This window comes from Pseudomonas huaxiensis (assembly GCF_003231275.1).
GTDB classification, from domain to species: Bacteria; Pseudomonadota; Gammaproteobacteria; order Pseudomonadales; family Pseudomonadaceae; genus Aquipseudomonas; species Aquipseudomonas huaxiensis.
This window is the reverse complement of the sequence record NZ_QKVL01000002.1, coordinates 324499-345136: the sequence shown is the minus strand read 5'-3', so window position 1 is coordinate 345136 and position 20638 is coordinate 324499. Positions and strand designations below refer to the sequence as shown.

22 protein-coding genes are annotated in these 20638 nt (G+C 64.9%); 10 read left to right on the top strand and 12 right to left on the bottom strand.

The features are described from left to right. Positions 1-94: 94 nt before the first annotated feature. The 8 genes from aldA to DM374_RS04750 all read left to right on the top strand — a co-directional run bounded on the left by aldA (position 95) and on the right by DM374_RS04750 (position 8858). Positions 95-1519 (top strand): aldehyde dehydrogenase, encoded by a 1425-nt coding sequence (gene aldA / locus DM374_RS04785; protein ID WP_110968853.1) that lies wholly within the window; start codon positions 95-97, stop codon positions 1517-1519. A gap of 126 nt (positions 1520-1645) precedes the next feature. Continuing rightward, on the top strand, positions 1646-2965 hold the full coding sequence (locus DM374_RS04780; RefSeq protein WP_110968852.1) for an MFS transporter: 1320 nt from the start codon (positions 1646-1648) through the stop codon (positions 2963-2965). Position 2966: 1 nt separating this feature from the next. Then, positions 2967-4184 (top strand): mandelate racemase/muconate lactonizing enzyme family protein, encoded by a 1218-nt coding sequence (locus tag DM374_RS04775; RefSeq protein WP_110968851.1) that lies wholly within the window; start codon positions 2967-2969, stop codon positions 4182-4184. A 54-nt stretch (positions 4185-4238) separates the two neighbouring features. Beyond that, entirely contained in the window at positions 4239-5846 is a 1608-nt protein-coding gene (locus tag DM374_RS34045) for a GMC family oxidoreductase (RefSeq protein WP_095155326.1), read from the top strand. Between the two features lie 221 nt (positions 5847-6067). Beyond that, positions 6068-6616 carry a chalcone isomerase family protein gene (locus DM374_RS04765; protein ID WP_110968850.1) on the top strand — a complete coding sequence of 183 codons (549 nt, stop codon included), beginning with the start codon at positions 6068-6070 and terminating at the stop codon, positions 6614-6616. A 1-nt stretch (position 6617) separates the two neighbouring features. Next, positions 6618-7160, top strand: coding sequence for a DUF3833 domain-containing protein (locus tag DM374_RS04760; protein ID WP_110968849.1), 543 nt, complete (start codon positions 6618-6620; stop codon positions 7158-7160). Continuing rightward, complete coding sequence (locus tag DM374_RS04755; protein ID WP_110968848.1) at positions 7153-8691, top strand: cryptochrome/photolyase family protein; 1539 nt, start codon at positions 7153-7155, stop codon at positions 8689-8691. The genes DM374_RS04760 and DM374_RS04755 overlap by 8 nt, the downstream gene beginning before the upstream one ends. Then, a complete protein-coding gene (locus tag DM374_RS04750) occupies positions 8688-8858 on the top strand; it encodes a DUF2256 domain-containing protein (RefSeq protein WP_110968847.1) in 171 nt (56 codons plus the stop codon). The genes DM374_RS04755 and DM374_RS04750 overlap by 4 nt, the downstream gene beginning before the upstream one ends. On the opposite strand, the gene DM374_RS04745 is transcribed toward DM374_RS04750, so the two are convergent. The 10 genes from DM374_RS04745 to DM374_RS04700 all read right to left on the bottom strand — a co-directional run bounded on the left by DM374_RS04745 (position 8808) and on the right by DM374_RS04700 (position 16245). Next, positions 8808-9296, bottom strand: a complete 489-nt coding sequence (locus tag DM374_RS04745) for a DUF2878 domain-containing protein (protein ID WP_110968846.1) — start codon at positions 9294-9296, stop codon at positions 8808-8810. The genes DM374_RS04750 and DM374_RS04745 overlap by 51 nt on opposite strands. A 1-nt stretch (position 9297) precedes the next feature. Beyond that, positions 9298-10557, bottom strand: a complete 1260-nt coding sequence (locus tag DM374_RS04740; RefSeq protein WP_110968845.1) for an SAM-dependent methyltransferase — start codon at positions 10555-10557, stop codon at positions 9298-9300. Further along, on the bottom strand, positions 10532-11344 hold the full coding sequence (locus DM374_RS04735; RefSeq protein ID WP_110968844.1) for a DUF1365 domain-containing protein: 813 nt from the start codon (positions 11342-11344) through the stop codon (positions 10532-10534). Before DM374_RS04735 ends, DM374_RS04740 begins: the two co-directional genes overlap by 26 nt. Further along, positions 11341-12588: an NAD(P)/FAD-dependent oxidoreductase gene (locus DM374_RS04730; RefSeq protein WP_110968843.1), complete on the bottom strand. Its 1248-nt coding sequence runs from the start codon at positions 12586-12588 to the stop codon at positions 11341-11343. Before DM374_RS04730 ends, DM374_RS04735 begins: the two co-directional genes overlap by 4 nt. A gap of 5 nt (positions 12589-12593) precedes the next feature. After that, positions 12594-13346, bottom strand: coding sequence for an SDR family NAD(P)-dependent oxidoreductase (locus tag DM374_RS04725; RefSeq protein WP_110968842.1), 753 nt, complete (start codon positions 13344-13346; stop codon positions 12594-12596). Further along, positions 13343-13765, bottom strand: coding sequence for a nuclear transport factor 2 family protein (locus tag DM374_RS04720; protein WP_110968841.1), 423 nt, complete (start codon positions 13763-13765; stop codon positions 13343-13345). The genes DM374_RS04725 and DM374_RS04720 overlap by 4 nt, the downstream gene beginning before the upstream one ends. Before the next feature lie 113 nt (positions 13766-13878). Beyond that, positions 13879-14346: a DoxX family protein gene (locus DM374_RS04715; RefSeq protein WP_110968840.1), complete on the bottom strand. Its 468-nt coding sequence runs from the start codon at positions 14344-14346 to the stop codon at positions 13879-13881. A gap of 9 nt (positions 14347-14355) precedes the next feature. Further along, positions 14356-15111, bottom strand: a complete 756-nt coding sequence (locus DM374_RS04710) for an HvfC/BufC N-terminal domain-containing protein (RefSeq protein ID WP_110968839.1) — start codon at positions 15109-15111, stop codon at positions 14356-14358. Further along, a complete protein-coding gene (bufB, locus tag DM374_RS04705; protein ID WP_404821286.1) occupies positions 15108-15941 on the bottom strand; it encodes an MNIO family bufferin maturase in 834 nt (277 codons plus the stop codon). Before bufB ends, DM374_RS04710 begins: the two co-directional genes overlap by 4 nt. A 16-nt stretch (positions 15942-15957) precedes the next feature. Continuing rightward, positions 15958-16245 carry a BufA1 family periplasmic bufferin-type metallophore gene (locus tag DM374_RS04700; protein WP_110968838.1) on the bottom strand — a complete coding sequence of 96 codons (288 nt, stop codon included), beginning with the start codon at positions 16243-16245 and terminating at the stop codon, positions 15958-15960. A gap of 654 nt (positions 16246-16899) precedes the next feature. Here DM374_RS04700 and DM374_RS04695 point away from each other — a divergent pair. Then, the gene (locus DM374_RS04695; protein ID WP_110968837.1) at positions 16900-17487 is read left to right on the top strand and encodes a sigma-70 family RNA polymerase sigma factor; all 588 of its coding nucleotides are present in this window, start codon (positions 16900-16902) and stop codon (positions 17485-17487) included. Further along, positions 17474-18115, top strand: coding sequence for a DUF1109 domain-containing protein (locus DM374_RS04690; protein ID WP_110968836.1), 642 nt, complete (start codon positions 17474-17476; stop codon positions 18113-18115). The genes DM374_RS04695 and DM374_RS04690 overlap by 14 nt, the downstream gene beginning before the upstream one ends. A gap of 24 nt (positions 18116-18139) precedes the next feature. Here DM374_RS04690 and DM374_RS04685 read toward each other — a convergent pair whose 3' ends face one another. Then, entirely contained in the window at positions 18140-19363 is a 1224-nt protein-coding gene (locus tag DM374_RS04685; protein ID WP_110968835.1) for a hypothetical protein, read from the bottom strand. Between the two features lie 152 nt (positions 19364-19515). Then, positions 19516-20604: a polyamine ABC transporter substrate-binding protein gene (locus tag DM374_RS04680; RefSeq protein WP_110968834.1), complete on the bottom strand. Its 1089-nt coding sequence runs from the start codon at positions 20602-20604 to the stop codon at positions 19516-19518. Positions 20605-20638: the final 34 nt, after the last annotated feature.

Below are 20638 nucleotides of genomic sequence, written 5' to 3'. Positions count from 1 at the left end.
GAATGTTTCCCTGCGCTATTAATCGTTTGTCCATCCGCCCCCGAATCACAACACTGCCCGTCAATAACAACGTGACAACGATGGGCAACCCACGATGCGAATCGAGCGAAATTTTGTTGATGGCCACTTTATCGAGCCTGCCGGCGCGGCATTGATTGCGGTGCAGGACCCGGCCACGGAAAGCGTGGTCGGCCAGGTCGCCGCGGCCACCGTGGAGGAGGCCATCGCCGCCGTCGACGCCGCTGCCGTGGCGCAGAAGACCTGGGGCAAGCTGACCAGCATCGAGCGCGGCGAGCACCTGCGCGCCTTCGCCGACGCCCTCGACGCCCATGCCGTGCAGATCGGCGAGGCGCTGGCCGCCGAGTCCGGCAAGAGCCTGGAAGACGCCAGCAACGAGGCCCGTTACGCCGCACAAATCACTCGCTACCACGCCGAGTGGGCGCGGCGCATCGAAGGCGAGATCATCCCCAGCGATACCCCCGACGAACGTCTGTTCCTGCACCGCGAGCCGATCGGCGTGGTGGCCTGCCTGATTCCGTTCAACTACCCGGTCTACACCCTGCTGCGCAAAGTTGCTCCGGCGCTGATCGCCGGCAATACCGTGGTGGTGCGGCCGAGCAACAACACGCCGCTGTCGGCGTTTGAAATCGCCCGCGCCGCGCAACAGGCCGGCCTGCCAGCGGGCGTGCTGAACATCCTGACCATGGACCACGCCACCGCTGCCAGCCTTTGCACCCACAAGGCGGTGGGCTTGATCACCCTGACCGGCAGCGTCAACGCCGGGCGCATCGTCCTCGATTACTGCAAGGAAAACATCGCCAAGCCGTCCCTGGAACTGGGCGGCAAGACGCCAGTGATCGTCGAAGCCGATGCCGACCTGGAAAAGGCCGCCAACGATATTGTCGGTTCCAAGACCACCCACTGCGGCCAGTTGTGCACGGCGGTGGAGCGGGTCTACGCCCACGACAGCGTGCACGACCGCCTGCTGGCGCTGCTCAAGGAGAAATTCGCCGCGGTGCGTTTCGGCGACCGCGCCGAGGAACCGCAGCGGATGGGCCCGCTGGTCAACGCTGCCTCCCGGCGCAATATCCACGCCATGGTCGAGCGCGCGGTCGCGGCCGGCGCGGTGCTGGAAACCGGTGGTTTCATTCCGCAGGGCCCGGGCCATTTCTACCCGCCGACCCTGCTCAGCCACTGCCGCCAGGACATGGAAATCGTCCAGGAAGAAACCTTCGGTCCGGTGCTGGCGCTGCTGCGCTACCACAGCATCGACCAGGCGCTGGACATGGCCAACGACCACCAGTTCGGCCTGTCCTCGGTGCTCTACACCGAAAACTACCGCACCACCATGAAGGTGGCCGCCGCCATCGAGGCCGGCGAGCTGTACGTCAATCGCACCCCGGCCGACCCGTATCAGGGCTTCCACGCCGGCTGGAAACGCTCGGGCCTGGGCGGCGATGACGGCAAGCACGGAATGCTCGAATTCACCCAGACCCGACTGGTGGTCATGAATTACTGAAGCCGCAAGTTCCACGCTTCAAGCGGCAAGTAAAAGCAGCACGCGCTGTGCCTTTACTTGTGGCTTGCAGCTTGAAGCTTGTAGCTGCGAACCCGCTATACCAATAAAAACAATGAGGCTCCAAGAATGTCCAAGCATGCTGCCAATGCTGCTGTCCAGGATTCCGCCGTCCCCGTCGCGGGCGCCAGCGACAAGGGAAGTCGCTATTTCCAACTGATGCTGCTGGTGCTCGCTGCCGGCGCGATCTACCCGATTCTCTACCTGCGGCAGGTCTACCAGACCACCATGCTCGAGGTATTCCAGATCAACCACAGCGAGCTGGGTTACCTGTACTCCATGCTCGGCACCATCTTCCTGCTCAGCTACCTGCCCAGCGGCTGGCTGGCTGACCGCATCGCCCCGCGTTTCCTGATCTTCTTCTCGCTGGTGGCCACCGGCGCGCTGGGCCTGTGGTATTCCACTGCGCCGTCGATGACCGGCCTGCTGATCATCTTCGGCTGCTGGGGCCTGACCACCGGCCTGACCTTCTGGGCCTCGGTGCTCAAGCGGGTCAAGATGATCGCCCGGCATTCCGAGCAGGGCCGTTTCTTCGGCATCCTCGACGGCGGCCGCGGTCTGGTGGAGGCGCTGCTGGCCACCGTGGCCCTGGCGCTGTTCGCCTTTGCCACCGAAACCCGCGGCGAATCGGTCGCAGAAGGCTTCAAGCACGTGGTCTACCTGTACTCCTTCACCTGTATCGCCATCGGCTGCGTACTGGTGCTGCTCAAGGACCCCAAGTCCATGGAAAGCACCGAGGCGGTGGAGAAGGGCAAGTTCAACCTGCTGAGCGACCTCGCGACCCTGGTCAGGATCCCCGAGCTGTGGCTGGTGACCGCCATTGTGTTCTGCGGCTACCACATCTTCTGGGCCACCTACAGTTTCTCCGACTACCTGCAAGGCAGCGGCATGACCGCCGTCATGGCCGGCACCATCACCACCATCAAGCTGTGGATGCGCCCCATCGGCGGCATCGGTGGCGGCTGGTTGGGTGACAAGTTCAGCAACGTCTCGGTGCTGATCGTGGCCATGCTCCTGGCCACCCTGGGCATCTTCGGCCTGATCGTCTTCCCGGCGCTGAACAGTCTCGGCCTGCTGATCGCCACGGTGATCTTCATCGGCCTGATGACCTACGCCATCCGTGGCCTGTACTGGGCAATCCTCGATACCTGCGCCATTCCGCTGCGCATCACCGGCCTGGCGATCGGCATCGTCTCGGTGGTCGGCTACCTGCCCGACACCTTCATTCCGCTGATCAACGGTTACCTCACCGAACACTACCCTGGCGCCCTGGGCTACAAGCTGTACTTCAGCTACATCGGCGCCGTGGGCCTGATCGGCACCCTGGCCGCGGTGGCACTGCGGGCCCGGGTCAAGCGCAACAACCGACTTCAGAACACAGGTGCCTGAGATGAAAATCGTCGCTCTCGAAACCCATATCGTCGCCGTACCGCCCCCACACATCGGCGGCATGTACTGGCTGTTCGTCAAGCTGCGCACTGCCTGCGGCATTGAAGGCGTCGGCGAGATCTACGCTGCCACCTTCGGCCCCAAGGCCATGCTGCCGATCATCGAGGACGTGTTCGAGCGCTACCTGCTCGACCAGGACCCGCACCACATCGAGCGTTTCTTCCGTCAGGCCTATTCGAGCGGCTTCACCCAGCGCCCGGACCTGACCATGATGGGCGTGGTCAGCGGCCTGGAAATGGCCTGCTGGGACATCATCGGCAAGGCGGCGAACAAGCCGGTCTACGAACTGCTCGGCGGCAAGGTGCACGAGCGCCTGCGTTCCTACACCTACCTGTACCCGGTCAACAGCCAGGGCGAGTACGACTACGATGACCCGGACCTGGCCGCCGAATGCGCGGTGCAGAACATGAACAAGGGCTTCACCGCAGTGAAGTTCGATCCGGCGGGCCCGTACACCGCCTATTCCGGGCACCAGATATCCCTGGAAGTGCTGGCGCGCTGCGAAACCTTCTGCCGCAAGATCCGCGAGGCGGTGGGCGACAAGTGCGACCTGCTGTTCGGCACCCACGGGCAAATGGTGCCGTCTTCGGCGATCCGCCTGGCCAAGCGCCTGGAGAAGTACGATCCATTGTGGTTCGAAGAGCCGATCCCGCCGGGCCAGGAAGACGCCATGGCCCAGGTGGCCAGCAAGACCAGCATCCCCATCGCCACCGGCGAGCGGCTGACCACCAAGTACGAGTTCTTCAAGCTGCTGCAGGCCGGCGGTGCGTCGATCCTGCAGATGAACGTGGCGCGCTGCGGCGGTCTGCTGGAGGCGAAGAAGATCGCCAGCCTGGCCGAGGTGTACTACGCGCAGATTGCCCCGCACCTCTACAACGGTCCGATCGGCGCGGCGGCCAGCTTCCAGCTCGCTGCCTGCACGCCGAACTTCCTGATCCAGGAAAGCATCGAGACCTGGGGCGGCTTCCATGCCGAAGTGCTGACCAGGCCGCTGCAATGGGAAGACGGCTACATCATCCCGTCCAGCGAACCGGGCCTGGGTGTCGAGCTGAACATGGACGTGGTGCGCAAGCACACGCCCTACACCGGCCAGCGCCTGCACCTGCAAATGGCACCAACCCCGGCCGACGTGCGCGACATTTCGCCGGCCAAGGGCTGACCCGACGCTCGCCCGGCAACGGGCGGCGCTCACTCTGACTTACGCGGTAACTGCATGACTTACGACTACATCATCGCCGGCGCGGGTGCTGCCGGTTGCGTCCTCGCCAACCGGCTGTCGGCCTCGGGCAAGCACTCGGTGCTGCTGCTGGAAGCGGGCGGCAAGGACGACTCGTTCTGGTTCAAGATCCCGGTCGGTTTCGCCAAGATGTATTACAACCCGACCTTCAACTGGATGTATTACAGCCAGCCGCAGAAGCAACTCGCCAATCGCGCCATCTACGCCCCGCGCGGCAAGGTGCAGGGCGGTTCGGGTTCGATCAACGCGATGATCTACGTGCGCGGCCAGGCCCATGACTTCGACGACTGGGCGGCCAATGGCAACGACGGCTGGGGTTTCAAGGACGTGCTGCCGTACTTCCGCAAGCTGGAGAACCACCCGCTGGGCGACAGCGCCTACCACGGCGGCAGCGGGCCGATCAGCATCACCCCGATGAAGGGCCAGACCCACCCGATCTGCGACGTCTTCCTCAAGGGTTGCGAAGAGCTGGGCTACCCGCGCAGCGAAGACTTCAACGGGCCGAAATTCGAAGGCGCCGGCATCTACGACGTCAACACCCGTAACGGCCAGCGCTGCTCCAGCAGCTTCGCCCACCTGCACCCTGCGTTGAGCCGGGCAAACCTGACGATCGAACACCATGCGCTGGTCGACCGGGTGCTGTTCGAAGGCGAGCGGGCCAGTGGCGTGCTGGTCAGCCAGAACGGTGTCAGCCGCAGCTTTATCGCGCGCAAGGAAGTCATCCTCTGCGCCGGCGCCGTCGACACGCCGAAGATCCTGCAACTGTCCGGGGTGGGCGACCGCGCCCTGCTGGACAAGCACGGCATCAAGCAGGTCAGGCAACTGCCGGCGGTGGGCCGCAATCTGCAGGACCACCTGTGCGTCAGCTACTACTACAAGGCCAATATCCCGACCCTCAACGACCAGCTCGGCTCGTTGCTCGGCCAGCTCAAGCTGGGCCTGCAATACCTGTTCACGCGCAAGGGCGCGCTGGCGATGAGCGTCAACCAGGCGGGTGGTTTCTTCCGTGGTCAGGAGGGCGAGCAGAACCCCAATCTGCAGTTGTATTTCAACCCACTGTCGTACCAGATCCCGAAGAACAACAAGGCCAGCCTCAAGCCCGAGCCGTACTCCGGCTTCCTGCTGTGCTTCAACCCGTGCCGGCCGACCAGCCGTGGTCATGTCGAAATTGCCTCGGGCAACCCCCGCGATGCGGCGCTGATCGACCCCAACTACCTGAGCACCGAGAAGGACATCGACGAGGTGATCCAGGGCAGCCGGCTGATGCGCAAGATCATGCAGGCTCCGGCGCTCAAGGGCATTACCGTCGAAGAAGTGCTGCCGGGCCCGGCGGTGGACAGCGACGAGCAGATGCTGGCGTACTTCCGCGAGAACAGCGGCTCGATCTACCACCTGTGCGGCACCTGCGCCATGGGCGCCGACGAAGCCAGCTCGGTGGTGGACAAACGCCTGAAAGTGCACGGCCTTGATGGGCTGCGGGTGATCGATGCGTCGATCTTCCCCAATGTGACCTCCGGCAACACCCATGCTGCCGTGCTGATGGTGGCGGAGAAGGGGGCTGATCTGGTGTTGGCGGATGCCTGATCATCTCGCGACGGATCGTCGCCCCGACAAGCGCGCTCCTACCGTGCCAAATGTGTGACCTGTAGGAGCGAGCTTGCTCGCGATGCGGCGCTCGGTCCTGAGAACACCGACCATCTGCCAGCCAGCAAGAAAACCTCTACAGAAATGAACCCGCCCAAGCGAAAGTTGTACAAGAGAATATACTTGTACAATATTTCGCAGCGCTTTCGAGGTTCTTTCACATGGCGAGCACCAGCAATCGCAGGCGACGAACCCTGGTATCGCTCTCCCTGCTGCTGGCGCTGACCGCCAACGCCGCCGCCGACTGGCGGCCCGCATTGCCCGACGCCCGGCTGGTGGGCAGCGGAGAATTCACCTGGTTTGGCCTGCGTCTCTACAGCGCCCGCTTGTGGAGCCCCTTCACGCCCCCCGACTTGCAGCGGCCCTTCGCCTTGGAACTCATCTACCACCGCTCGCTATCCCGGGACACACTGGTCGAAGCCAGCCTCGAAGAAATGCGCCGCCTCGGCGACAAGACGCTGGACGCCGCCACCCTGGACCGCTGGACCGAGGCCATGAACGGCGCCTTTGTCGATGTGCGGCCCGGCATGCGTATCATCGGCTTGTATCTGCCGGGACGCGGCTGCCGTTTCTATGTCGACGGCGAGCTGCGCCGCGAGATTGACGACGCCGCCTTTGCCCGTGCGTTCTTCGCCATCTGGCTGGACCCGCGGGCCCGTGATCCACAACTGCGCCAGCGCCTGCTGGGGCAGGTCGATCGAGGAGAGTGACATGCGCAGAATCCTGATCCTGCTTGGCTGCCTGCTGCTGGGCAGTTGCGGCAACGTCGATGTGCAGACCTACGCCAAGGAACAGCCCAGTCTGGACCTGCTGGCGTTCTTCTCGCGCCCGGTCCAGGCCTGGGGCATGGTGCAGAACCGCTCCGGGGAGGTGACCAAGCGTTTTCATGTGCGCGTCGACAGTCGCCGCGAAGGTGAACGGCTGATCCTCGATGAACGTTTCGTCTACAGCGACGGCACCCGCCAGCAGCGTACCTGGACGCTGACACCGGAAGGCCAGGGCCGTTGGCGCGGGCGCGCCGGCGATGTGATCGGCGAGGCCGTTGGTGAAGTGGCCGGCAACGCGCTGCACTGGCGCTATCGTCTGGACGTTCCGGTCGATGGTCGGCACTGGGAGCTGGATATGGACGACTGGATGTACCTGATGGACGAAGACACCCTGATCAATCGCACCAGCATGCGCAAATTCGGCGTGGAAGTGGGGCAGGTGACGCTGTTCTTCCGTCGCCTGCCGGAGGCGAACGCGGGTGACTGAAGCTGTCCGGCTCGGCCTGGTGCTGGGTGACCAATTGTCGTTCGACCTGGCGTCGCTGCGCGCCCTCGACCCCGCCCGCGACGTGCTGCTGATGGCCGAGGTGGAGGGTGAAGCACGCTACGTGCCCCACCACCCGCAGAAGATCGTGCTGATCTTCAGTGCCATGCGTCATTTCGCCGAGGCCCTGCGTGAGCAAGGCTGGCGGGTGCAGTACGTGCATCTGGACGCCCCGGATAACAGCGGCAGCATCGCCGGCGAACTGCGCCGCTGGCGTGAGGTGTTCGGCGCGGACGAAGTGCACCTGACCGAATGCGGCGAGTGGCGGCTGCAGCAGGCCCTGCGCGAAAGCGGGTTGCCGCTGGTGTGGCATGCGGACCGGCGTTTTCTCTGTTCGCGTCAGGCGTTCGGCCGCTGGGCGGCGGGCCAGTCGCAGTTGCGCATGGAACACTTCTACCGTGGCATGCGCAAACGCAGCGGCCTGCTGGTCGAGCCCGACGGCAGCCCGGCCGGTGGCGCCTGGAACTATGACAGCGCCAACCGCAAGGCGTTGCCGCGTGGGCTGCGCGGACCGTTTCCGGCGCATTTCGAGCGTGACGCGATCACCCAGGAGGTCATCGCCCTGGTGCGCGAGCGCTTCCGTGACCACTACGGCAGCGTCGAAGCCTTCGACTACCCCGTGACCCACGACCAGGCCCAGGCGCTGTGGCAGCATTTTCTCGACTTCGGCCTGGCGGCCTTCGGCGACTTCCAGGACGCCATGGCTGAGGGCGAGCCGTTTCTGTTCCATGCGCGCATCAGCGCGGCACTGAATATCGGTTTGCTGGATGTCCGCCAACTGTGCGCCGACGTCGATGCTGCCTATCGCCAGGGGCGGGTGCCGCTCAATGCGGCCGAGGGTTTCATCCGCCAATTGATCGGCTGGCGCGAGTACGTGCATGGCATCTACTGGCTGCGCATGCCCGAGTACGCGCAGCTCAATGCCTTCGGCAACCAGCGGGCCCTGCCCGAGTTCTACTGGACCGGACAGACCGGCATGCGCTGCATGTCGCAAGTGATCGGCCAGACGTTGGAACTGGGTTACGCTCACCATATTCAGCGGCTGATGGTCACCGGCAACTTCGCGTTGCTGGCCGGCATCGTGCCGTCGGCAATCTGCGAGTGGTATCTGGCGGTCTATCTGGATGCCTTCGATTGGGTTGAGCTGCCCAACACCCTGGGCATGGTGATGCATGCCGACGGCGGCTACCTCGGGTCCAAGCCCTACTGCGCCAGCGGGCGCTATATCCAGCGCATGTCCGACCACTGCGGTGCCTGTCGCTATCGGGTCGAGCGGGCGGTGGAGGAGGACGCCTGTCCGTTCAACGCCCTGTACTGGCATTTCCTTATGCGGCACCGCCAGCCGCTGGCCGACAACCCGCGCCTAAGCATGATCTACCGGGGCCTGGACGCCATGGACAGCGCCCGCCGTGACGCGTTGTGGCAGCGCGGCGAGTCGCTGCTGGCGCGGCTGGATGCCGGGGATGCGCTGTGAAAAAGGCGCTGCTGCCAAGCAAGCGCTGCGCGGTGTGCGGGCTACCGTTCACTTGGCGCAAACGCTGGGCCAAATGCTGGGATGAGGTGCGCTACTGCTCGGAGCGCTGTCGGCGCTCAGCGCCACGCGGCAAGACGCAGGCACAACGGCAGCCAGAGCGCCCATAACGGCGCCAGCAGCAGTGCGGTGTTGAGGCTGCCCAGCGGCAGTTCGATACCGGCAAGACGGGCGCCGGCGAGGTAGGCCGGCGGCGCGCCGAGCATCCCCAGCAAAGCCCCCCACCAGAGCGGACGTGCGGCCCACGCCAGGCTGTGGCGCATGCCGCTGGCCAGCACCAGCCAGAGCAGTGCCAGCCACAGCGGAAGCGGCGTCTGGTCGAAGGCGAAAACGCCTGTCGCCCCCAGTCCGCTGTCCAGCAGGCAACCCGCCAGGCCGACCCGCAGCAGCGCCGCCAACTCGGCTTTCGGGTTGTCGCAATAGCGCACATGAATCAACAGGCCGATCAGTACTGGCAACAACAGCCAGGGCCGCTGTGCACCGAGCACGCAGCCCCACCAACCCGCCTGCAGCCACAGGGCATTGCCGAGCAGCCAGGCGCGGGACACCTCAGGCGCCCGGCAGCGGCGCTCGCCGCGCAGTCGGGCCAGCCCACAGCAATTGGGCGACGCCGATTGCCCGCTCTTCGAAACCGCCCTGGCAGTAGCACAGGTAGAACTCCCAGAGCCGCTGGAAGGTTTCGTCATACCCCAGTTCCAGCAGCGCGGACCGTGACTGGTTCAGGTTGTCGCGCCAGTGCCGCAGGGTGCGCGCGTAATCCTGGCCGAAGTCTTCCATGTGGATCAGGTTCAGCGCGGTCTGCCGGCTGGCGGTATCCAGCAGCACGCTCAGCGAGGGCAGGGCGCCACCGGGAAAAATGTAGCGTTGGATGAAGTCGACCGAACGCCGTGCCTGGGCGTAGCGCTGGTCGCGGATGGTGATGACCTGCAGCAGCATCAGGCCGTTTTCCTTCAGCCGCGCGGCGCATTGGCGGAAATAGGCGGGCAGGTAGCGATGGCCGACCGCTTCGATCATCTCGATCGACACCAGCTTGTCGAAGCTTCCGCGCAAGTCGCGGTAGTCCTCGCGCAGCACCGTGATGCGTTGCTCCAGGCCCAGTGCTCGCACCCGTTCCCGGGTGTGTTCGTACTGGGCGTCGGAGAGTGTGGTGGTGGTGACCCGGCAGCCATGGTGCGTGGCCGCATGAATGGCCAGGCTGCCCCAGCCGGTGCCGATTTCCAGCAGGTGCTCATCCGCCTTGAGGTCGAGCTTGCGGCAGATCCCTTCGAGCTTGTTCAACTGCGCCTGCTCAAGGCTTTGTTCGGGGCTTTCGAACTGCGCTGCCGAGTACATCATGGTCGGGTCGAGCAGGCGTTCGAACAGCGCATTGCCGAGGTCGTAATGGGCGAGGATATTGCGCTTGGAACCGCTGCGGTTGTTGCGGTTGAGCCGGTGCAGCAGGCGCAGCGCCGGGCGACCGAGGCGCGCCAGACCGCTTTCGAGGGCGTCGAGGACCTCCAGGTTGGCGACGAACAGGCGGGTCAGCGCCGCCAGGTCCGGGCTGCGCCAGTAACCGTGGATGTACGCCTCGCCGGCGCCGATCGAACCGTTGCTGGCAACCAGGCTCCAGGCCGCCTCGTCGGTGATTTCGACCTCGGCTTGCAATGGGCTGTCGGCGTCGCCGAATGTCCATTGGCGGTCATTGTAGATCAGGCGCAGGTGCCCCTGGCGCAAGCGCCGCAGTTGCGCGAGCACCGCGGTTCTGGCCAGACTGCCGAGCAACGGGCTCAGCCCGGTGGACTTGCTAACGGTCAGGGTGGGAATGGACATGCTCGGACTCCTCACGGGTGGGTCGGCCAAGTCCCAGGCTGTCCTGGCTGGCGTGGTGGTCATGCAGTGGGGTGCGTTTGAACAGCAGGCGCAGCGCCTGCCAGTAGATCGAGGTCACCGTGCGCAGGCTCATCCACGGAAACGCCAGAATATGGCGGCGCAGAGATGTGGCCGTGAGTGCCTGGCGGCTGAGAGCGAGGTCGGCCTGGAACACCTTGTGGCCCTCGCGCCAGTTCTCCATGTGGATGCGAATGTGCTGCGCATCGAGGAAAAAGCGCAGGCGGTAATCCATGTCCAGCGGCATGAAAGGCGAGACATGAAAGGCTTTCGCTACCGCGAACTGCCGGGGTCGCCCGGCCTGCACCGGCAGCACGTAGTGGAAGCGCTCGCGCCACGGCGTGTTGCGCACTTCGAGCAGGATGGCCGCCAGGCGCCCGTCGCGGTCATGGCAGAAATAGAAGCTCACCGGGTTGAACGACAGCCCCCAACTGCGCGGCTGGGTCAGCAGGTGCACGGCGCCTTCGGGCGTTTCGCCGGTGGCCTGGCCAACCAGGGTTCGCGCGGCATCGGCCAGCGACTGGCCTTGCCGGGTCAGCGCTGGCAGGAAGTCGCGCTCACGCCAGCTCAACGGCGCCAGCAGCGAGGTGCCGAGCCAGCGTGACAGACCGAGCAGTTGCGGTTGTTCGTCCAGGTCGACGTAGAGCATGCCGATCCGGTAGCGGAACGCGTGGACTCGCGGCGTCAGGCGCCGGTGGCTGACCCAACCGTGACACAGGCTGCTGTTCACAGGTGTTCTCCGAAGTGTTCGGCGACCTGCAGCGCGCTGGTCACGCCGTCCTCGTGGAAGCCGTTGGCCCAGTAGGCGCCGCAGTAGTAACTGTGCTGCCGGCCCTGCAATTCGGCGTGACGCGCTTGCGCCGCCACCGCCGCGAGGCTGTATTGCGGGTGGGCGTAGTCGAAGCGCGCGAGTATCTGCGCCGGGTCTATCTGAGCGGTCTGGTTGAGGCTCACGCAGAAGGTCACCGGCGCCTCGATGCCCTGCAGGATGTTCATGTCGTAGGTCAGGGCAGCCGGTGCCTGCGGCGTGCCGCCGAGGCGATAGTTCCAGCTGGCCCAGGCCTTGCGGCGCTGCGGCAGCAGGCGTGTATCGGTGTGCAGGACGACCTCGTTGCTGGCGTAGCGCAGGGCGCCGAGCACTTCACGTTCGGCCCGGCTGGGCGTATCGAGCAGCGCCAGCGCCTGGTCGCTGTGGCAGGCGAACACTACGCTGTCGAACCGCTCGGGCCCGGTGGGGCACGTGAGGGTTACGCCGCCGTCGTCGCGGTTGACCCGCGTCACCGCGCAGTTCAGCCGGATCCGGCCGACGAAGGCGCGGCACAGCGGCTCGATATAACCCCGCGAGCCGCCCTCGATCACCCGCCACTGCGGGCGATTGCTCACCGACAGCAGGCCGTGGTTGCGGCAGAAGCGCACGAAGAATTGCAGGGGAAAACCGAGCATGTCGGCGCGCGACATCGACCAGATCGCCGAGCCCATGGGCACGACATAGTGGTCGATGAAGCGCTGGCCGTAGCGCTGCGCCCGCAGGTAGTCGCCGAGGGTAGTGGCGGCGTCGATGCGTCCGCTGTCGAGGTCGGCCAGCACCTGGCGGTTGAAACGCAGGATGTCGCGCAGCATGCCCCAGAACCCCGGTGACAGCAGGTTGCTCCGCTGGGCAAACAGGCTGTCGAGGTCGTGGCCGTTGTATTCAAGGCCGGTTTGCGGGTCGTGTACCGAGAAGCTCATTTCGGTTGGCCGCGAAGCTACGCCGAGGTGATCGAGCAGGCGAATGAAATTGGGGTAGGTCCAGTCGTTGAACACGATAAAACCGGTGTCCACCGCGTAGTGCTGGCCCTGCCACTGCACATCGACGGTGTGGGTGTGGCCGCCGATCCAGTCGGCGGCCTCGAACACCGTGACTTCGTGGTGTCGGGACAGCAGATGGGCACAGGTCAGGCCGGCGATGCCGCTGCCGATGATGGCGATACGCATGGGTTCTAGTCCTGTTCGTTGCGCGCCAGGCGCTGGCCCAGCTTCAGGCGCCAGCGGGCCGGCAGTGCGCCGAGCAGACGCAGCACCAGGGTGAAAAGGGTCGGGAAATTGATTTCCAGCGGGCGCCGCGGCAAGCGTTCGGCGATATGCCGCGCGGCGCGCTCGGCGCTCCAGATCTGTGGCATGGGGAAGTCGTTGCGCTGGGTCAGCGGGGTGTCGACAAAGCCCGGATTGACCAGGGTGACGTCGATGCCTTCGGTGATCAGCTCGATGCGCAGCGACTCGATCAGGTAGCGCAGCGCCGCCTTGGACGCGCCATATGCGCCGGCCCGCGGCAAGGCCAGCCAGGTCACCGAACTGCCGGTCACCACCAGATGCGGCTGTTGCCCGCGTCGCAGCAGTGGCAGCACCGCCTGCAGGCAATGACTGACGCCCAGCAGGTTGGTGCGCAGTACCCGTTCCACCACGGCGGCATCGAAATGGCCGGGTTCGAGGTATTCGCAGGTGCCGGCATTGAGAATCACCTGGTCGAGTGCGCCCCAGGCCTGTTCGATCCGGGCAACGATGGCCGCGACCTGCTGCGGGTCGCTGACATCGCCCGTGGCCAGCAGTACCTGGCCGGGGAAGCGCAGGGCCAGCGGCTCCAGCGTCTCGGCGTTGCGACCGCCGAGCGCCACCTGATGGCCTTGCTCCAGCAGGCGCAGCGCCAACGCGGCGCCGATGCCGCTGCTGGCACCGGTCAGCCAGCAGCGGCTCATGCCAGCCGGCCCTTGAGCCAGCCGATTACGCTGCCCATCACTGGAAGGTGCTCATAGAGCAGGGCGCCGGCATCGAAGTAGTCGCGGTGAAAGTGAACGCGATCGGTCCAGCGCAGGTGGCTGCAACCGTCCAGGCTGATCAGCTTGCCGCCCTTCAGGCGCGGGTGGCGAAAGTGCAGGGTCCAGCGCAGGTAGCCGCGGCCGGTGCCGGCTTCGTCCAGGTCGTGGAAGTCGTAGCGGATGTCCTGCGCATTGGCGTAGAGCTGGTCGAAGTAGGCCCGCAGTGCCGGCAGGCCGTTGATTTCGTGCAGGGGATCGCGAAACACGATGGTGTCGCTGTACAACTCATCCAGCCGCGAGAGGCTGCCCGCATCCAGCGTGGCAAAGCGGTTGGCAAAGGATTGCAGGTAGCTGGGCATTCGCATCTCCGAGGCAATCTTGTACAAAATACAAATCTTGTACAGGTATACCTAGAGCGTATGACTAAAACTGTACAAGTCAAATTCCCTGTACAGTTTTTCTCGCGCGCCGCTCAGCGCAAGTGCAACAGCCGATCCAACGAAATCGCCCCGGCGCCGCGGGCGACCAGCAGCAGGAGCAACCCCGCCCAGGACAGGTGCACCGGCCAGGCATCGGGATACACGAAAATTTCGATCACCAGGGTCATGCCCAGCAGCGCCAATGCCGACAGACGGGTGAACAGACCGAGCACCAGCAGCAGCGGGAACAGGTGTTCCGCATAGGTCGCCAGATGTGCTGCCAGCCACGGCGAGACCAGCGGCAGGGTGTATTCGCTCTGGAACAGTTCGTAGGTGCTGGGGGTAATGCTCAGGAACCCTTCGACCTTGGTCCGGCCGGAAAGGAAGAAGATTGAAGCAATGCCCAATCGCGCCACCAGGCACAACACGTTATCGCTCAGCAGGTGCTGCAGGTAGTCGGCGATACGGTTCCAGCGCTGGCGCAGCGAGCGGTTGGTTGCGGCGGGGTGAGTGATGTCCATGGCGAAACCTCAGGCAAGTGAGAGGGGCAGGAAGACCCTGGCCTGGAGCAGTCGGCCAAGCAGGTCGTTGAAGTCCAGGTCGGGTTGGGTTTGTTCCGCGAGCAAGGCGGCTTGTTCGAGGGCATGGCCGGCAGCGCAGGCATCGAGAAAGGCGCAGCCGCCGGCGTCCAGCGGGTGATGACTGACGCCGTCGGCGTCGCCCGTCAGTAGCGCGCCTTCGGCGATCCACGGTTGTGCGGGCGGCCAGTCCAGACCCTCTCTGTTGTGGCGCCAGAGGCTGAACACCGGGTGCAGCGGGAACCAGCGCCAGCGCACACCGCGGCGCGGGCGTAGGTGGCAGTGGGCAAGATCGGCGGCGTCCATGCCGGCCAGTTCGGTGAGGTCGAGGCTGGGGTCGACGGGCGCGCTGAAGGCCACCGCCCAGTCGAAGTCCAGGCGCGCAACGTCCGCCAGCCAGGGCGTACCCTGAGCGCCGGTCTGCTCATCGAGAAACTCCGGGAAGCCGGCGCCGTAGCGGATCAGCCGTGGATCGCCCGGCGGCGAGAGTTGCGCATAGGCGGCTGCGGCGCCGTGCATCCAGTCGTGGCCGACCAGCCGCTCGACACTGGGAAAGTTGGCGCACAACGCGTCGACGGCGCCGGCCAGCACGGTATTGCGGTACACCGCGAAGGCCGGCTGGTCGGTGAGTGCCGCCAACTCCTCTGCAGGGTTGCCATAGAGCGAGGCGACGAAGGCATCCTGGAACTGGCCTAGGGTCAGGTTCATGGTGCGGCTCCGTTTTGGTCGAGGATGGCCTGGGCGATATCGCGTTCGCCCAGCAATTCGCTGAACGCGGGGATATTGCCGTCGCGTTCGATCAGCGTGGGACGTGGCCCGATGCGCTGGATCAATTGCCGGTAAAGGGCCCAGACCGGCTCGGCGATAGCGGCGTCATGGGAGTCGATCAACAGGGCGCCCTGGTCGTCCTCGCTGTGTCCGGCCAGGTGCAGCTCGCTGATGGCCTGGGCGGGAAAGCGTGCGAGGTAGTCTGTCGCGCTGAAACCGAGGTTGTGCGCGCTGACGTGGACGTTGTTGACGTCCAGCAGCAAGGTGCAGTCGGTGCGCCGCACCAGTTCGCCGAGAAAGTCGATTTCGTCCCGATCGTGGCCGTCGAGGCGCAGGTAATGGCTTGGGTTTTCAATGGCGATGCAGCGCCCCAGGGCGTCCTGGGTGCGCAGAATATTGTCGGTGATGCGTTGCAGGGCTTCGTCGCTGCGCGGAAACGGCAGCAGGTCCGGGTGATACTGGCCGCGCCAGGTCGACCAGGCCAGGTGCTCCGATACCAGCGCCGGCCTGACCCTGTCGATCAGCGCCCGCAGGCGGCGCAGGTGCGCCGCATCCGGTTCGGCGTCGGCCGCCAGCGACAGCGCAACACCGTGCAGCGAGAGCCGATGCCGTTCGGCGATCCGCTCCAGCCACGCCAGGCGTGGGCCACCGACCATGTAGTTTTCCGGATGGACCTCGAACCACAGGCCGTCAGCCTCGCACGCCAGGGCTTGCGCGTAGTGTTCGGCCTTGAGCCCGAGTCCGGCGCCCATTGTGTTGATGCCGTTCATGGTCGGTGGCCTGCGCTTAGTGCTGAGTGGGTGTCAGCGAGCCCATGCCGGTGGGCGTCTTGATCGAGGTGCAGGTGCCGGCCGGGACGTTTTTCCAGCTCATGCCGTCGTAGTCTTTCTTCGAGCTGCCGGCGCAGGTGGTGCCGGCACCGGCTTTGCAATCGTTCTTGCCGGCCATGGCGACGCCGTAGCACTTCTCCATGGCGGCGCCGCTGGCGGCTTTGGTTGTCGTGTCATCGGCCATGGCGGCACCGGCCAGCGAAGCGAGGGCGAGGGCGGCGGTAAGGCGGGTGAAGTTGTTCATGGTGTTTCTCCAGGGGATGGACCGTGGTGATCTACCAGCGGCTCATGGAGTAATTCGCCGCGTTGGCCGATCGGGTTACAGCACCCTGAAAATATTTTTTGAGGTTTGTCTGTTGGCGTCCTCAGGTGCATGGATGACTTCATATCTTGGGACTGCCTGAAGACCATGACGCGATAGTCAGGAAATCGGGTAATGGCGGCCAGGTGCTAGCCGACAACTTTTCAGCGCTCTCGAGATCGAGCGCCGCCCGCGCGGCGCATCGCGAGCAAGCTCGCTCCTACATTTGTTGCAACGTACCTATGCCTGTCAGGCCATAGTTGAGCGCTTTGTTTGTACGGCGCGGTTTCGAGTCGACCTCAACAGCTTCCCTGCGATTCATCGTCAGGTGCCAAGGGCTGGCAACCCAACTCTCAAAGGCCATGGCACGTTGCAACAAATGTAGGAGCGAGCTTGCTCGCGATGCGCCGCGCGGGCGGCGCTCGATCTTGAGAGCGCTAAAGAATTGTCGGCTAGCGCCTGGTGGCCATTCCTCGGTCTGTTGACAAGAGCCTTCCAGCCACCTGTAGTGATGAATTCGTTCCCCGCGCTTGCGCCGCACTCCTCGGAGATGCTTCGATAAAAATAAACCCACTGTTTGTGTAACCCTGGCGGCCGATGCAACGAACTAACTCACAGGACGTGCTGGACGAGCGCGAGTCCCAACTGCAGAAATTGCTGCTGAACGGGCTGGCTGGCGACGCCGTGGCGTATCGCGAATTCCTCGCGGCACTGGCGGTGCATGTACGCGGCTTTTTGCGGCGGCGCCTGGCGCAGCGCCCGACGGAAGTCGAAGACCTGCTGCAGGAAGTGCTGCTGGCGGTGCACAACGCCCGTCACACCTACCAGGCGCAACAGCCGCTGACCGTCTGGGTTCAGGCGATCGCCCGCTACAAGCTGGCCGATCACTTTCGCAGCTACGCGCGGCGTGACTCGCTGCACGATGTGCTGGAAGACGACAGCGACCTGTTCGCCGCCAGCGATGAAGCGCCGGCCGAGGCCAGTCGCGATCTGGGCAAGCTGCTCGGGCAACTGCCGGACCGCCAGCGCCTGCCCATCGTCCACGTCAAGCTGGAGGGCTTGTCGGTCGAGGAAACCGCGCGTCTGACCGGGCTTTCCGGTCCTGCGGTCAAGGTGGGCATACACCGAGGGCTCAAGGCTCTCGCCAGGCTGATTCGAGGTAAAGGCGATCATGAAGACCGATGAACTGATTTCCCTGTTGGCCGCCGGCGAAGGACCGGTGGATCGCCATGCGCTGGCCAGGCGCCTGAGCCTCGCGCTGCTCGGCGGTGTGGCCTGCGCGCTGTTGCTGCTCGTCGCTACTTATGGGGTGCGCAGCGACCTGGCCGAGGTCGCACGCACGCCGCTGTTCTGGGCCAAGGTCGCCTTGCCCGGTAGCCTGGCGTTGCTCGGCATCGGCTTGACCCAGCGCCTGGCCCGCCCCGGCGTCAAGGGTGGCGCACTCTGGGCGTTGCTCGGGTTGCCGCTGGTACTGGTCTGGGCGGGGGCCGCGATCAGTCTGGCCGGCGCGCCGGTCGAGGCCCGCGCCGACCTTATTTTCGGCCGTACCTGGCGCACCTGCCCGCTGAATATTGCCTTGCTGTCGGCACCCAGTTTCATCGCAGTGTTCTGGGCCCTGCGCGGTCTGGCGCCGACCCGCCTGCGCCATGCTGGTGCCGCCGGCGGCCTGCTGGCCGGCGCCACGGCAACGCTGGTCTATTGCCTGCATTGCCCGGAAATGGGCGTGCCGTTCTGGGGGCTCTGGTATCTGTTGGGGATGCTGCTGCCGACGGTGCTCGGCGCGCTGCTCGGGCCGCGCCTGCTGCGCTGGTGACCCGCGCAGCAAGGGACGCTGAAGTCAGGTGAGCGGCGTCAACCGGCTCAGTTGCTCGGGCGTTGCAAACCCGAGGGTGCGGTAGCGCGGCGGGTAGACGTCCATCGGCTCCAGCCATTCGCTCAGATGGGTTTCCAGATCGTCCCATTCCACCACCCGGCCATCGGCCGTGCCGTCTTCACGCAACTGCACCAGCGCGACGCGGTCGGTACGCGGCAGCAGGGTGTCGACGGTTTCTGTCCAACTGCACGCCGAGAAGGTCCGGACGTCGTCTTCGGACTGACGGAAAAGCTGGTAGGTCGCGACGAACAGGTCCTGCTGGTGCGCTTCATGGATCTTGTCCAGCAACTCCTTCTGCATGTGATAGGCACCTTGCAGCATCACGCGCTCCAGGCTTGCACGGCGTATTTCCAGGGCTTCGTTGCCAGGCGGGAAGGGCACGATGCGCTGATCGTCGTAGGTGTAGACCTGGCTGGACAGCGTGCGGCCGTTTTCCATGGTTTTCTGGCTGACTTCGACCATGTGCAGGATGGCCTCCTCGTCCTTGTCGCCCGCCACCAGCAAGACATCCGTGGTAGGGATCATGAACACCGGCCGGCCCTTGATGGGCGCTCGCTGCAACACGTCCGGCAGCAGCACGCGGCTGGTGTCGTAGCCGTCACCCCAGTGCCCGACATACAGCCCCGGCACGACCTCATCGAAGGCATCCGCGGTGGTTGCGCGCAGGTTGTCCATGGCAATCGCCATGGCCTGTTGCATGTTCACGCCCCAGTGTTCCTCGGGGCCTTTGGTCAGCGTGGAGGTGGCTTCGGGAGAGTCGACCGCCAGCAGCGCCACGCAGTCCTTGCCCACCGGCAATTGGGCCACGCTGTACGGCGCATCCGGGCCTTCGGTACGGACGGTGTGCAGGCGGACCTCTTCAAGCATGCCGAGGTTGCGAACGACCGGGCGCAACAACGACCTGACCTCCTCGAACGACCGCGGCCCGGTGTCGCGGGCCCTGAGCAAGGTCGCTATGTAGCCGTTGAGCGCTGCGGCCCGATGCGGGCGCTCAGCTTTCTGATAATCACGGAAGGCGTTGTGCAGATTGAAGTAGGCGCCATCGCTGTGTTCGATCCGGAAGTCGTCCGGCGCGTAGGTGAGGGGGCCACTGAAGCCGGCGTCGCGCGCGGCCTTGATGAACGTTCGGGCGAACCCTTCCTGGGTGAGGGGACGGTTGAAGACTTTGTCGAGCAGGGCGCCGAGCATACGCAAGATCCTCCATGGGTGCGGGCGGTCGATCATGCTTAGAGGGCGAGTGCCGGTAAAGTTTCATTGCCGATTATGTGAAGGGTCCTACAGTTGCGGGTAATAAAGAGCGCTTTCAGCCGCCAAATGGGCGGCTGAAAGCGCTGGATGACTCACTTGCCGCTGGTGACCCGCGTCCACAAGCGTGTGCTCAGGCGCATGCCCGAGGGCGTCAAGGTCTGGATCGGGAACAGGCTGTCGAGCACCGCTTGCGGCGGATAGGCGGCCGGGTTGTCGCGTAATGCCGGGTCCAGATAAGGCAGCGAGGCCGCATTGCCGTTGGGGTATTGCACCGCGTTGCTGATGCTGGCCATCACCTTCGGGTCGAGCAGGTAGTTCAGGTAGGCGTAGGCGGCGTCCAGGTGCGGCGCGGCTTTCGGGATGGCCACCATGTCCACGGCGATGGTCGAGCCTTCGCGGGGGATGCTGTAGTTCAGGTGCACGCCGTTGTTGGCATGTTGCGCGCTGCTCATCGCCTGCAGCACGTCGCCGCTGAAGCCGATGGCCACGCAGATATTGCCGTTGGCCAGGTCGCTGACGTACTTGGACTGATGGAAATAGCTGATCGAAGGACGCACCGCGAGCAGCGCGGCCTCGGCTTTTTTCAGGTCGGCGGGGCTTTCGCTGTGGGGGTCGAGCCCCAGCGTGCGCAGGGTGATCGGCAGGATCTGCGTCGGGTTGTCGAGGAAGGCCACGCCGCACTGGCTGAGCTTGCGGATGTTTTCCGGGTCGAACAGCAGTTGCCAGGACTGGGTGACGTCGGTATTGCCGAAGATCGCCTTGATCTTGTCTTCGTTGTAGCCGATGCCCACCGTGACCCACATGTACGGGATCGCATAGCGGTTGCCCGGATCGCTGCTTTCCAGCAGCTTCATCAGCTTGGGATCGAGGTTGTTCCAGTTGGGCAGCTTGCTGCGGTCCAGTTCCTGGATGGCGCCGGCCTTGATCAGCCGGGGCAGGAAGTGGTTGGACGGGCTGACCAGGTCGTAGCCGCTGCCGCCGGTCATCAACTTGGCTTCGGTGGTTTCGTTGCTGTCGATCAGGTCGTAGGTGGTCTGGATGCCGGTGCGCCGGGTGAACTCGGTGAGGGTGTCATCGGCGACGTAGCCGCTCCAGTTGGCGATATTGACGCTGTCGGCGGCGTGGGCCGCGAGGCTGAGCAGCGCCGCCGAGGCGGCGAGCAGGCAGGTACGTGTGATCATCTTGCTCTCTCTTTTGTTGTTGCAAGTGTTGTGG